The sequence below is a fragment of the Shewanella sp. SM74 genome (assembly GCF_025653725.1).
Taxonomy (GTDB): Bacteria; Pseudomonadota; Gammaproteobacteria; order Enterobacterales; family Shewanellaceae; genus Shewanella; species Shewanella oncorhynchi.
Map to the genome: position 1 here is coordinate 45048 of NZ_JAKKRZ010000026.1, position 13850 is coordinate 58897.

A 13850-nucleotide genomic window follows, 5' to 3' on the forward strand; every position below is an offset into this window, starting at 1 on the left:
AGGGATATTGATAAACTACCAGTGACTTATTTTGACTCAGCTCGCCCAAGGCTCAATTTCGACTATTTCACAGTCTTCAATCTACCTACCGTACCGCGATGGTCAACTGCATCTACGCCAGTTATTACCGGCTGCGCCTGATTTTTCTAAAACGCCTATCCTCATGCTCCATGGTGCTATGTCTAATGGTCGGGTGTTTTATAGCCAGAGTGGCCGTGGTCTTGGTTGTTATTTAGCGAAGGCGGGATTTGTGGTGTATGTGCTGGATACTGCAGGAAGAGGGCTCAGCTTGCCTAAAATCGATCGTGATTTTACCTTAGGGCAAGGGGAAGTGATCCGCGAGCAGTTACCTTTAGTGCAGCAGGCGATTCTCGATTTACATCAAAAAGTCTGCCAAGAGCAGACGGCTCGTAAAGCCGTGGCACCTTTGCAGGTGCATTGGTGCGCCCATTCATGGGGCGGCGTGTTGATGGCGAGTAGTTTGGCCCGATATCCTGATTTGCAACAAAGCGTTCGTTCACTGCTTACTTTCGGTAGCAAACGAACAATTCGGGTTAAGTCCTTCAAAAAGTGGTTAATGGTTGATGTTTTTTGGAATCGTTTAGCGCCAGGTTTAGCGATGGGCCAAGGTTACCTCGCCGCCGATAAGCTGCGTATTGGTATGGATAATGAAAGTCGCGCTTCATTAGTTCAAAGTATCGATTGGGTACGGGGCGATTGGATCGATCACGATGATAGATTTGATTATGCGAAAGCGGCAAAGCGCGCTCATTGGCCACCGGCTTGGTTTATCTCAGGGCAAAACGATACTGTGTTGGGGCACCCTGAAGATGTGGCGGATATGGTCGTAGAGTGTGGTTTTAAACGGGTTAAATCGACGCTTCTTTCTAAGGAGAATGGCTTTAAGCATGACTATGGCCATGCAGATATGCTGACGCATTTAGATGCCACCAGTGATCATTTTCCTAAGATAAGGGATTGGTATTTAAGTTTTGATCTGGCGGTATTGAACAATTAAGACTGCTTTTTATGAAGTACTGGGTATCTTAATTCGACTTCTTGGGTAATATCTAACAGTTCGCCGACACCAATCACACGCCATAACTGTTCTTCTAACTGTTTAGCTTTATGGTTTGCATGAATATTAATGTATTCCAATTCACGGCGTAGGTAGTTCATGTCAGGCTTCTCTGTCGCGCCGCGATAAATCCGTAGGGCGAGGAATCTACCTAATGCTTTGCTCTGATTGATAAAGGTTATCTGTGCTTCGACATCACCGATTTCAGTTGCAAGAGTGCACTTTAAAAAGATTTTTCCGCGAGATTGGCGAATTAACTGAATAAACACTTCAATAAAATCCATGTCCTGTTGGGGTTTCATTTGGCGGATAGGTTCGAGAATATCTCGCTTAAAAAAACCGTCTTTTAGCAGTGGCGCTAAATTATATTGCAGAGTATCTGAGGTGCCCGCGGCAAAAATATCGCTGATCTCATCCTGTTGTGTACCAACGCCTAAACAAGCGACTTGGGCAGATTTTGTCGTTTTTTCAACAAAATAGGGCACAGAATGTAAATCATGCATCAAAATATTTTTTAAACCATCGGCAAGTTCTTTGATTTCACTATTGTTTTCGGTGAGTTGCTCTAATTTTTCTTTGTTATGGGCAATAAGTTTATTTAAAAATTCTACCCCAACATGGGGCGTATGGCCCATAACGGCGGTTAAATGCAAGGTTACACCATTCTTGCGGGTACGCACTAAGCGGTAGGGGAGGTTATCTAGCTGTGTTTTGCCTGCAATGGTTTGGAGCTTTGGGAAGCTTAACAGTAGTGGTTTATTTGATGAAAAATCTGCAGGATTATCCAAGGTTAATTGCATGCCTCGGCTTGAAATATCTAAAGTAATGCCCGTGGCTTTGTGCTTGTCTTGAGTCACATTGACTAAGGTTTTAAAGGCGAAACGCGCTTCTTGGCGTCGCTCGCTAAACTGCATGGAAACTAACTTAATTTGATTGGTGGTCAGTCTTTGTTGACCAAAGGTTTTTAGGGCGTTGGCATTACTATCGTCTTGCCAAGCTTTGTAATGGCCTCTGGTATCTTCGTTGCTGATTTCGATGAGCTGAAGCAAATGGCTAAATTGTGATAATTGTTGTTCGACCAATGGGCTAAATTTTGCTTCATCTCCGGGGAGGGTCGCACGTCGATAACCCTTATCATGATAAATTTTATCTTGGGTGACTTTGAAGATCCGCCAGCTGGGCTTGGTCGATGCAAAGCCTAAAAATAAAGGCATCATGCCCTTAGCTTTAAGCTCTGCTAAGGTGGCAGAGTAAAAATATAAGCAACCTTGGGCATTATAGGTAAAGCTAAAAAATAGCCCATGGTCGGGATTTTCAGGATGATTAAGTAGCTCAGATAAACGGCTTGGTGTCAGCATAGCTGGTAACTGGCTCACATCATTTTCATCTTGAAAATAATGCACTATCTGCTGGTTATCTCGGCTGAGTAGCATGTGGCTCAAACCTTGCGTTTGAGTATTGAAATATAAAGGTAAGTGCGGCAGATGGGGTAAGTAATGACGCTCAAATCCGAGTCCAGATGCAGTCACTATCACATCATTTACATCTACCTTGTAACGCAGTTTGTAGCCGTGGATTAAATTGCCAAGCATTTCACTTAAGGCTTCGCTGCCCCCAATACGCTTGAGTCTTAACCAAATGTATTCGCCATTGGTTTGGCTATCGACAACCTCATAGTCAACACCGAGCTGGAGATCGGGATAGTAAAACTCTTCACTGAGTTCCAGTAACTTTATTTTTAGGGGATGGTCGAGATCGAAGGGATGGTTAGCTGCAAGGCGAATACGGGCACCACCTACGGATAAATCTGCAGTTATCCCTTGTACTTCACCACGGCTGGTTTGCGATGCTGCGATGCGAATACTGTAATTCATCCGCTCTTCTGTGCGGTTGAAATAACTGCCTAATACCACGCCGGGCACCATAAAAGGCTCTGATTCAGCGGCTTCCACTTGCGTGACATTTTGGCGCAACTTTAACCGACGTTGTTGGTGAGCATTGAGCACATACTCGTATACTCCCAAGGTATATTGATTGCGAAACAGTGACATTGCCTCATGCATACTGTTTTTGGCGGGTTCATCTAAAAAATGTCGCTGTTGACCTAACATCACTTCAACACAAGGAAGCTCAGATTTATCCCTGAGATCGATAATTCGCGTGCATGGTGAAGCCAAACGACTGAGTTCCATTTTCACTAGAAAACGGGTCGAATTGGTTTCATCTATCGTCAGCTGCTGGAAAATCTCTTGGAAGTTAGGTTCCATGAGCAATGGCTTGAGCTGTTCGATGAGTGCACTATGGTTATCTAGACTCATGTAGGGTTCTTTTTAATGCTTATTTTGTATTGGGCTGTTAGTCTTATGTCGGCAGTATTCGCAGTTACTTAAATTGATTTTATACAGATTTTAATGAGTTATGGCAAAGAATAAAACGGCGTACGTATGTAATGAGTGTGGACAAGACTTTCCCCGTTGGCAAGGGCAGTGTAGCGCTTGTCAGGAATGGAATACGATCACTGAGGTGAGGCTCGGTGCAGCTTCGCCTGGGCGCAGCACTAAGTTTGTCGGTTATGCCGGAGCAAGCAGCAATGAAGTGAAGACATTAGATCAAATCGATCTCAATGCCTTACCGCGGATCTTGAGTCATTTTGGCGAATTAGATCGAGTGCTCGGTGGTGGGATTGTACCAGGTTCTGCCATTTTGATAGGCGGACATCCAGGCGCAGGTAAGAGTACGCTTTTATTGCAAACTCTGTGTCATCTGGCCGAGCAAATGCCTGCACTGTATGTCACGGGTGAAGAATCGTTGCAGCAGGTAGCGATGCGCGCCCATCGCCTTGGTTTACCAACCAATAAATTGCGGATGTTGTCTGAAACCAGCGTCGAGCAAATTTGCGAAGTTGCCCTTAAAGAATTGCCTAAAGTCATCGTTGTTGACTCGATTCAAGTGATGCACATGAGTGATGTGGCATCGAGCCCTGGCAGTGTGTCGCAGGTGCGTGAATCCGCTTCTTACTTAACCCGTTTTGCGAAAGAAAATGGCATTGCCGTGATCATGGTCGGCCATGTGACCAAAGATGGCAGTTTGGCTGGGCCCAAGGTATTGGAACATTGTATCGACTGCTCTGTGATGTTCGAAGGGGATAGCGATAGTCGTTACCGCACCTTGCGCTCCCATAAAAATCGTTTTGGCGCGATCAATGAATTAGGCGTATTTGCCATGACCGAGCGCGGCTTAAAGGAAGTCGCTAATCCTTCGGCAATCTTCCTTTCTCGTGGTGAAGAAGAATCATCTGGCTCGCTTGTTATGGTGGTTTGGGAAGGAACGCGGCCCTTGTTGGTGGAGCTGCAAGTGCTGGTGGATAACTCGGCCATGTCTAACCCGCGCCGCGTGGCTGTGGGTATGGATGCAAACCGTTTGGCGATGTTGCTTGCCGTAATGCACCGCCATGGTGGTTTGCAGATGTCGGATCAGGATGTGTTTGTTAACGTGGTGGGCGGCGTGAAAGTAACGGAAACCAGTGCCGACTTAACCTTGCTGCTTGCAATGGTATCGAGTTTTCGCGGTGATATTTTGCCTAGCGATTTAGTTGCCTTTGGTGAGGTCGGGCTGTCCGGCGAAATTCGGCCTGTGCCTAATGGGCAAGAGCGATTAATCGAAGCCGCTAAGCATGGTTTTAAACGAGCAATAGTGCCCAAGGCCAATGTGCCGAAAAAGCCTCCAGCTGGTATGGAAGTGGTGGGTGTTTCTAAGTTATCCGAAGCGCTAGAAGCGATTTAGCATCAAATGCTCGCGAGTGAGATTAACACCAGTAAGTAAAACAGCGCCATTAGGCGCTGTTTGTATTTGTGAGCTGGTGTTTTAAGCTGTGATATTGTGTTTTTCGATAAACAACATAAGTTCACGATTCAGCAAAGAAGCATCACCTAGGTTCAGTTCCACCATACGTTTTAGGTGGCTGATACTATCAACATCGATAAAGTTACACTTCAAACCTAATTGGGCATTTTTTTGATGGACCAACTCAGTTTCCATACGGATCTCAATGTCAGATTCTGGTAAGGCAAAACTGAGGGTAATAGCATCACCCGAATTAATAAAATTTTGCGGTTCTTCAACCAAAGCGCCATTTAGACTCAAATCGAGAATGGTCGTCTCCCACTGCGCACCACCTTGTTGTAGATGTGCGCTCGTGGCAAATAGAATCCGCGAAAACTTACGCCTTTCGTCCATACCCAATCCTTTTTCTTTCATAGTCAGCTAAGTGTAGTCCCATCAGTGCCTCTAAGCATAAGTCATATTGATGTGACTGTAAAAGCAGAGTAATTTTTTGTTCAATAAAGCTACCAAGATCGCATATTCACGCAGGCGGTGAATGACGAGGTGTTCGTTACAGAAAGCGTAAGTGTGGCTCCTTGTACAACAACCCCTGAAACGTTAATACGCCAAGTATCAATACACAGTATCAAGGCTTGGTTGACTTGCCATATTCTAATATTGGGAGATGAAGGAGGGGTGAAGTTAGCGTACGTTTACGCGGCACTGGCAGACTCTTATCGTGATTAATGTGATATTAAGTAGCAGTTATTACATAGGTTTAGGCGTTTTTTTAAACAACAGATTTCAGTTTTTGCCGCTAATTTTTTATCGAAGTGTAGGCGATGTCTTAGCTATCTTTGGGAGATTCCAGTATCATCCGCGGCCAACAACGGCTGCGTCTACATGGTTAATGGCTTTTTAATCATCGCGAGGCATCACTGCTTGCAGATCATGGATTTTTCCCACAGTAGGAAAATGATGTGGATCTCTCACCCAAGTCCGATGGATTTGGGGCTCTAATCTGCCGCAGCCAGCGTCGCCAATTGCGTTTTAGGGTAATTGGTACCGACCCCATTTTAAGAGATCACAAGGTATAACAACATTATGTCTGAGCAATTGAGTTCAACAGCCGTATCCTCTGGTTCGTTTCTGGACCGTTATTTTTCTATTCAACAACGTGGTAGCACAGTTCGCCAAGAGGTGATTGCGGGATTCACAACCTTCCTCGCTATGGTCTACTCAGTGATTGTGGTGCCTAACATGTTAGGCCAAGCGGGATTTGATCCTGGTGCCGTGTTTATTGCAACCTGTTTAATTGCTTCATTTGGTTCTTTGCTCATGGGTTTATGGGCTAACTTACCTATGGCGATTGGCTGCGCGATTTCGCTCACGGCCTTTACTGCGTTTAGCTTAGTCCTAGGTCAGGGAATGTCGATTCCAGTCACCTTAGGCGCGATTTTCCTAATGGGCGTGACGTTCACGCTTGTGAGTGTGACAGGTATTCGCCAGTGGGTACTGGCTAATTTACCAAAGGGCATAGCCCACGGTACAGGCATAGGTATCGGCTTGTTTTTACTTTTGATTGCGACTAATAGTGTGCAGTTGATTGTGGCCAATAGCGCAGGCTTACCTGTGAAGTTAGGCGACATTAACAGCTTACCTGTTATCGCTACCGTTATAGGTTTAGCGGCGACAATTGGTTTAGAGCGCCGCGGTGTACCAGGCGGTATTTTGTTGGTGATTATCGCGCTATCGGTATTTGGTTTAGTGTTCGATCCGAGCGTTAAATTCCAAGGTTTGTTCGCCTTGCCTGATTTTACCTCAGAGCATTCACTGATTGGTCAGCTCGATATTATGGGTGCCTTTAATCCTGTGGTCTTGCCTATCGTATTAGCGTTAGTGATGACGGCGATTTTCGATGCGACCGGCACTATCCGGGCTGTGGCTGGGCAAGCAAATTTACTCGATAAAGACGACAATATTGTCGGCGGTGGTAAAGCCTTAACCTCAGACTCAGTCAGCAGTATGGTGGCAGGTTTAGTCGGCGGTGCACCAGCGGCTGTGTATATCGAGTCGGCGGCGGGTACTGCAGCGGGCGGTAAGACAGGTTTAACGGCTACCATAGTTGGCGTACTGTTTTTATTGATGATGTTTTTAGCGCCATTAAGCTATTTAGTGCCAGCCTATGCGACAGCACCTGCTTTGATGTATGTGGGTTTGTTGATGCTGAGTAATGTGGCGAAACTCGACTTTGACGATAAAGTTGATGCCATGTCGGGCTTAACCTGCGCTGTGTTTATCATCTTAAGCTGTAATATCGTTACCGGTATTATGCTGGGTTTTGTGACACTGGTGGTAGGCCGTATTTGCAGTGGCGAATGGCGTAAACTGAAGTTAGGCGTGCTTGCCATCACCTTAGGTTTAGTGGTGTTTTATATGGGTGGTTGGGCGATTTAAGTTAGGCAAACTGAGTGATTTGAACTTAGTTATTGAGAACAGAAACGAGTGCAGTCTTAGGATTAGCACTCGCTTTGATTTTGTGCTCTGTACTCACAATAGGCACGTAATAAGTCTTTCCAAGTAACAATTCCAACCAATTTACCGTCCTCTAACACGGGTAAGCAGCCTATATTGTTATCTAATAACATGCGGGTGGCCGTGTCTAAATTGATGTGAGGTGCGACGGTAACCGGATTACGCGTCATCACTTGATGTACACGTTTTTGTAGGGTTTCTAAGTCTCTTGCGGTTTCCGCGCTACTGCCTAAGTTCGGGCTAATCGCGCGCAGCAGATCCCGCTCCGATAACACGCCTTCAAGTTGATACTCATCGACGACCAACAAGTGATGAAAGCTCGCTTGGTCGAAGATTTCCTTCGCCACAGTTAATCGATCGTCCATTTCAACCGTGACGACTCGGGTACTCATAATATCGGCGATAATGATCGGCATGATGATCCCCTGTTAAGCTTGCGCATCCTAGGATGCGCTCTGTTAATGCGCTGCATTACAGTTACTTATAACAGAGTGGTGCAAGTTTAGCCAACACCCATTACAAAGTTTTAACTCAAAGATCTTGGACCTCTGGCTCATCATCCGCTGTGATTGGCATCCGCTCCGATTCGGGCAAGTGTGCACCTATGTAGCGTTGATACTTTTTACCTTTCAGTTTGTGGGTGTCCACCAGCACTAAGCCATCGATACAATCGCCAAAGTCGGCGTCGATACCAAAGGCGAGAAACTTAACCCCATCCGCTTTACACAGTTCACCATATTGTTTGTAGAGCGTAGGTACGGCCGCCCCCATACTCGCGAGCACTTGTTTGAGTTGCTTAAAGTTACTCTGATAATCCTCGGAGAAATACAAGTCATCTAACTTAGCTTTTTGGGATTTAGATAAGCCAAAGGGCGACATGGAAACTGCCATCTGCTGCGCAGGTGCAAATTCCCGCGCATAAAAGTGCACTAGCATTTCCCTAGCACTTCCAGGCAGTTGATTGCTGATGGATACTGGGCCAAATAGATAACGATATTCAGGATGCTTGGCGAGATAAGCCCCAATGCCAAACCACAGATAATCTAAACTGCGTTTACCCCAATATTTAGGCTGTACAAAGCTGCGACCGAGTTCTAACCCTTGCTTCACAAAGGGCATAAAGCTGTCGGCGTATTGGAATAGGGATTGGCTGTAGAGTGCGTGGTCGCCATATTTTGCTAAGACTTGCTCACCACTGGCAAAACGATAGGCGCCGATAATTTCAAACTGCTCTTTATCCCACAACACTAAGTGTTGGTAGTAGGAATCGTATTTATCGATATCGCGGCGCTTACCCGAACCTTCGCCTACGGCGCGAAAGGCGATTTCCCTCAGGCGGCCAATTTCCCGCATGATGGGATTACTGTCGTGGTGTTGGTAGAGATAAATCAACTTGTTATCTTGCGTTTCCCCTAGAAGTTCACATTGTTGCAGTGCCGCTTGCAGTTCACGGCGCGATTCGGGGTGGGCGATAGCGCTCTGGGTGATAAACAGTGGATCTTTATCTTTGCCAATACGATACAAGTGATTTTTAAGCAGTTTTATCTTTGTCTTGAGTGGAAAGTCCATTGAGCGTACGGCTTCATTGGGAATGAGCTCGCCAATGCGGATCGGCATATTACGTTTAGCCTGCTTGAACATTTCCTTCACTAGCAGCAGTGTCGCAAGTGGCTTGTAAATCATAGATGCGCCGTAGAAAGTGGCAGAGTTTTTGGCATCTAAAAATATTGGCAGTAGGGGCGCATTGCAGGAAATCGCCATCTTTAAAAAGCCTGAGTGCCATTGGGTATCACGCACGCCGTTAGGGCGCAGACGCGAGACTTCGCCCGACGGAAAAATCAGCACTGCGCCTTCATTACGCAGATGCTGGTGGATTTTTTCTAAATGCTGTTTCGGTGTGCCGCCGGTCATATTGCGCACTGGCAGTAGGATTGAGTGCAGCGGTTCCAGCGCCATCAAGAGCTCATTCGCGACGACTTTAATATCAGGGCGAACTTCACTGATGAGTTTGATGAGCGCTAATGCATCGAGTGAACCTATAGGATGGTTCGCGAATATGACCACTCGGCCTTCACAGGGAATGTTTTCTATCTCGTTGGCGGGCACGGTAAAACTAAAGTCAAAACTCGCCAGCATTTGTTCGACAAAGTCTACGCCCTGTAAATAGGTATATTGACTGGCGATATCGTTGCACTGTTTTTCATTGAGCAGGTAACGCAGCATGGCCTTGGCAGGTTTAGCGAGCCAAGGTTTGTCATTGATCGCTGGTAGATTTTGTTCAACCACATTATCAACGGTAAAAATCATGTTATTCGCCTTAAACAGCACAGTATGCTTGTTATGGCTAAGGTTGCTGTTTAGCGTTTTTTCATTGCATTCCATAGCGTTATGTAATTGATTCATAGTGTTAGGCAACATCCCTTGGGCGAGTTTCGCCGGTATTTATGTTTGGCATTTGCTGCGCTGCCGTTTTTTGTTGCTTGTCTTTGTGCATCTCAGGCGGTTGTTGTACCAGCGCTATACTGTTGAGAATATCGAGCTTGAGCGTTTGCTCGTTCCAGCGGCAAAGTTGTAATTCGCCGCTTAAGGTTTCTGTGATTAAACTGCAGTTTTCGACCCAGTCACCGTCGTTGGCGTAGATGATCTGCCTCTTTTCTGGGGGACTGAGTGGTGAGTAATATTGGGCTGCTCTGGGGTGAGTCGAGAGTTCGGGCTGATGGATATGACCGCAGATCACACCGTCAACATCAAAGTGCTGGGCATAGTTGAGTACCGCTTGACGGTAATGTCCAATAGCGGCTTGAGCCTTGCCCACTTTGGACTTGATATAACTTGCCAGTGACCAATAGGGATAACCTAAGCGTTCCCGCAAGCTATGGAGATTGCGATTGAGGAACAATAATAGGTCATATAAATGGTCGCCCAATATGGCGTAGAAACGGCCGACACACACATCGGCATCAAACTGATCCCCGTGGAGCATCAAGAGTTTATGGCCGCCAATTCCGTGGTGAATATGTTGGCGGGCAATTTTAATATTCCACAGGCTTAGCTCGGCGTAGGGTTTAATCAATTCGTCGTGGTTGCCCGGCAGATAAATCACTTGGGTGCCGTTTTGTGCCAGTTCAATGAATTTTTGCAGCACCTTATTGTGGCTATCGGGCCAGTGCAGCTTACGTTTCAACGCCCATAAATCGACTATGTCACCGACCAGATACAAGTGCTGACAACGCACGGTTTCAAGCAAGCTGAGCAGGTAGTCAGCCTTGCAATCCTTACAGCCTAAATGGATATCTGACAACCAGAGGGCGTTAACTGTGATGCTTGCTGTATGGGTTGAAGTTAATGCGGATGGGGTAATAGCGGCACAATTGGATTGATTTGAGGATGTTGGTGCTAATGTTGGCGTTGAGCGATTAAAGGTGGGAGGGGAAAGGCTGGGGTCATTTATCTCTTCCCGCGTAGACCTCTCAAGTTTCCTGAAATTAAATCCTGTCATCTCGTATTCACCCCATTAGGCTGTTAACGAATATGAGCTTAGTGGGGGGCTTTGACCGAATGATGAAGTTTAGATGACATGCAGATGACAAAAGATGGATTAGCCTGGACTGAACCTGCAAGATTCACATCAGGATGCAATTAGATCCGATAGTTAGTTTGCAGCATGAATTGTCATTGTTTCCCCTGTGACACGCCGCCCTTGCATTTAACAAGAAGTGTCCCTGAGGGCTCGACGACGGCATCCATGCCGCCAACGGTCACAGTTGCAACAATGCCAATCTTAATTAACACTTCTGCTGTTCGTTCAGCTAAAAAGATATTGCCCCATTCCGCGCCACAGCGCTAAGACAGGTTACTTGTTATCATGAGCCAATTGGCCAAGTTTTAGTAATGATACAAAGTGTCCACTATTGCTGGATCAGATCAAAGTGATACATGCTAATAAGCGTTTGTAATAAAAGTATAAAATCGATATCTTAGTAAAAGAGACAATGATACGAAATTACAAGGTTAATGTTTGTTATGAACAAGTCAGATAGAGATAGGGTTGTATTTCACTCGATACACGACATGTCGAGTGGTCATTACTTATCAAAAGCAGAGCGGTTATTGAATAGCGAAATAGCAAACGATATAAACGATATAAACGATATACTTGAACTGTACAATATATCGCTGTTTTTCGAAAACGGCATATACCTTAAAAGTTGGTCAGATACAGATATTGTTACTTACAAAGAAAAAGTTAATACTTTTAAAAATTTAATTGGGAAATTCATAACTAATATTGATGATAGTAACTTCCTGTCATATTTTGAAAATATAGATTACGGTTACTATGATAGTTTCTGGTTATTAATAAGTAACTATCAACAATATAAAAATATATCGCCATCTCAAATGGAAGAAGTTTTAAAGAACCTCCCCCATCAAGTGAGGCACTTGTTGAGCCATAAAAATTTGGTGGATAAATATAAGCTTGTTCTCTGTGAGTTTTTAAAAAGTGACCAGCAGAGTGCAGAGATCCTTCTTTCTATATATGAAGTCGAAAATAGTTTCAATAAAACGAAGTTGTTCCTACCTAGTTGTTTAACTATTCAAGATAAAGAAAGCATAATTGCTTCGTACATCGACTCAGGGCATTGCAATACTAACTACCTGCCAATAATACAAAATTCTAAAAAACATAATGACTTCCGAATCTCAGATAAAACTAAATTAGCAGCTAAGAGAAAATACCAACAGTCTATTAAAGAGTTTTTCGATAGTGGTTCTAGTTCATCATTTGAATACGGGGTAGCTATCAGTTATCCCGAAAATGCTTCTAAAATTAAACATGCTTGGATTGAGCAGGGTACAGTCCATTACGAATTTAGCTTGGATTACATTAAAGAAAATAATCACCCATATATTCTGTACAGAAACTTCGAGACACTTTTTGAGTACGTGGATGAACAGAATATTGTAGCTTTAACCAGCAAAGAAAATCAGCTTGGAATTTTTGAAAGAACTTTAGGTGTTAGATCTAAAACTGAATACGTTTTTGGTGTGGCGTTCACACAATTAGAAATGGCATCTATGGGCCAAATTTACACATATTCCAACGTACTAAAAGGGCTTGGGTGTTCATTAGAAGACATTCTAAAAACAGTTTTCACTAATACTCTACCGGAATTATTTGACTTACCTAGTAACGCCAATTTTACAATTCCTACTCAAAATGCTTCTGCTTTAGAGAAAATAAGAACAATCGCACCTGAGTTCGAGTCGATATTGAAGCAATACAAATTATTTGTAGAAAATGGACATATTGATTTTGAACTTCTACAAATGTCGTCTGGCCCTACAGCCATCAAAGACATTCCAAGCTTAAATAGCAATAAATACATATATGTCAATAAGGATGACCAAGAAGTTAATTTTCTAACTTATCTGCTATTTTCGGATCAAACTCTGTTGACTTATCTTGACCCGTTCAAAGACAAGCAATACAGAAACTTTGTTGATTTATTGGTGAATGAAGAAGAAATCGATTTCGGAAATTACGAAGAACATCAGCTTGAGCATTTAAATTATTTGATAGATAATAATTATATATCTGTCGATGAAAATAATTGCGTTCAAGTTACAAATTGGAACCGAATTTTAATACTAAAAGATGTTTTTGAAAATGAGGTCGCCTCGTTACACCATTATCCTGCCGATATTCAAGACGAGGTTATGCATATGAGTAATGATGGACTAGTGTTTTTTGGAAGTTCACTTTTCGCAATACCTGAGCAAAATTACTTCAATTACTATTTAAACAAAAGTGAGTTTACAAACGGGCACGACTTAAGAAATAGCTATTTACATGGTACACAGGCAAATCCGACAGAAATTCATCTACATGAAAATTCCTATTTACTTTACTTAAAGCTTTTAATCTTAGTTATTTTTAAAATAGAAGATGACTTGTTTATTTATAAAAAGCTTAAGGCGGACGAAGAATAACAGTTAGAAAGGATCGTAGTTCGTACTAATTTATATGTAGGCAGGATACTATGATCAACTTATTGGGCGGTTCTACTCCAATGATTCAGCTGACGTGATGGAGAAACAACACCGTTCATGGTTTCAATTGATACTCCTATGCTAATAATACCCCATATAGATACAAAGATCCTGTAGTGATGTGATGGACGCCTCAGCACCTAAGCTTGCAGTATTATGCCAAGCTTAAAGCTGACAAATAGTTCTGGAGGTTTCCATCATGGATATTAAAGTTATTGGTATCGATTTAGCCAAAAATGTTTTTCAAGTTTGTGTTTGTCTTATGGATAACTCTGTCATGAGTAACAAAAAGGTTAACAGAAACAAGCTGCTCGATAAAATTAGACAATTCCCCGAAGGTAGCCTTATTGCTATGGAGGCC

The 13850-nt window shown here is 43.8% G+C and carries 9 protein-coding genes and 1 pseudogene; 5 read left to right on the top strand and 5 right to left on the bottom strand.

Going from position 1 to position 13850, the window contains the following annotated elements; genetic code table 11:
• The first annotated feature begins 31 nt into the window (after positions 1-31).
• A complete protein-coding gene (locus L5M49_RS20230) occupies positions 32-1018 on the top strand; it encodes an alpha/beta fold hydrolase (protein ID WP_263266723.1) in 987 nt (328 codons plus the stop codon).
• Here L5M49_RS20230 and L5M49_RS20235 read toward each other — a convergent pair.
• Positions 1015-3396, bottom strand: a complete 2382-nt coding sequence (locus L5M49_RS20235) for a PilZ domain-containing protein (protein WP_263266724.1) — start codon at positions 3394-3396, stop codon at positions 1015-1017. The two genes, L5M49_RS20230 and L5M49_RS20235, sit on opposite strands and share 4 nt — an antisense overlap.
• 100 nt (positions 3397-3496) lie before the next feature.
• On the opposite strand from L5M49_RS20235, the gene radA reads away from it, so the two are divergent.
• The gene (gene radA, locus L5M49_RS20240) at positions 3497-4861 is read left to right on the top strand and encodes a DNA repair protein RadA (protein WP_006082696.1); all 1365 of its coding nucleotides are present in this window, start codon (positions 3497-3499) and stop codon (positions 4859-4861) included.
• An 81-nt stretch (positions 4862-4942) separates the two neighbouring features.
• Here radA and L5M49_RS20245 read toward each other — a convergent pair whose 3' ends face one another.
• A complete protein-coding gene (locus L5M49_RS20245; RefSeq protein WP_105251715.1) occupies positions 4943-5314 on the bottom strand; it encodes a PilZ domain-containing protein in 372 nt (123 codons plus the stop codon).
• A gap of 690 nt (positions 5315-6004) precedes the next feature.
• Here L5M49_RS20245 and L5M49_RS20250 point away from each other — a divergent pair.
• Positions 6005-7357 carry an NCS2 family permease gene (locus L5M49_RS20250; protein WP_263266725.1) on the top strand — a complete coding sequence of 451 codons (1353 nt, stop codon included), beginning with the start codon at positions 6005-6007 and terminating at the stop codon, positions 7355-7357.
• A 62-nt stretch (positions 7358-7419) separates the two neighbouring features.
• Here the strand turns inward: L5M49_RS20250 and L5M49_RS20255 are convergent, their stop codons facing one another.
• The 3 genes from L5M49_RS20255 to L5M49_RS20265 form a co-directional block, all read right to left on the bottom strand.
• Entirely contained in the window at positions 7420-7851 is a 432-nt protein-coding gene (locus L5M49_RS20255) for a CBS domain-containing protein (protein WP_113939315.1), read from the bottom strand.
• 115 nt (positions 7852-7966) lie between these two features.
• On the bottom strand, positions 7967-9853 hold the full coding sequence (locus tag L5M49_RS20260) for a lysophospholipid acyltransferase family protein (protein WP_263266726.1): 1887 nt from the start codon (positions 9851-9853) through the stop codon (positions 7967-7969).
• Positions 9843-10934 (bottom strand): UDP-2,3-diacylglucosamine diphosphatase, encoded by a 1092-nt coding sequence (locus tag L5M49_RS20265; protein WP_263266727.1) that lies wholly within the window; start codon positions 10932-10934, stop codon positions 9843-9845. Before L5M49_RS20265 ends, L5M49_RS20260 begins: the two co-directional genes overlap by 11 nt.
• A gap of 524 nt (positions 10935-11458) precedes the next feature.
• Between L5M49_RS20265 and L5M49_RS20270 the strand changes: the two genes are divergently transcribed.
• Positions 11459-13429 (top strand): hypothetical protein, encoded by a 1971-nt coding sequence (locus L5M49_RS20270; protein WP_263266729.1) that lies wholly within the window; start codon positions 11459-11461, stop codon positions 13427-13429.
• 259 nt (positions 13430-13688) lie between these two features.
• Positions 13689-13850 (top strand): annotated as a pseudogene (locus tag L5M49_RS20275) (IS110 family transposase); the annotation flags it as partial.

Excerpts from the sequence above, each read along its gene's own strand:
- L5M49_RS20235 (WP_263266724.1), bottom strand. The coding sequence starts at position 3,396 with ATGAGTCTAGATAACCATAGTGCACTCATCGAACAGCTCAAGCCATTG.
- radA (WP_006082696.1), top strand. The coding sequence starts at position 3,497 with ATGGCAAAGAATAAAACGGCGTACGTATGTAATGAGTGTGGACAAGAC.
- L5M49_RS20245 (WP_105251715.1), bottom strand. The coding sequence starts at position 5,314 with ATGGACGAAAGGCGTAAGTTTTCGCGGATTCTATTTGCCACGAGCGCA.
- L5M49_RS20250 (WP_263266725.1), top strand. The coding sequence starts at position 6,005 with ATGTCTGAGCAATTGAGTTCAACAGCCGTATCCTCTGGTTCGTTTCTG.
- L5M49_RS20255 (WP_113939315.1), bottom strand. The coding sequence starts at position 7,851 with ATGCCGATCATTATCGCCGATATTATGAGTACCCGAGTCGTCACGGTT.
- L5M49_RS20260 (WP_263266726.1), bottom strand. The coding sequence starts at position 9,853 with ATGTTGCCTAACACTATGAATCAATTACATAACGCTATGGAATGCAAT.
- L5M49_RS20265 (WP_263266727.1), bottom strand. The coding sequence starts at position 10,934 with ATGACAGGATTTAATTTCAGGAAACTTGAGAGGTCTACGCGGGAAGAG.
- L5M49_RS20270 (WP_263266729.1), top strand. The coding sequence starts at position 11,459 with ATGAACAAGTCAGATAGAGATAGGGTTGTATTTCACTCGATACACGAC.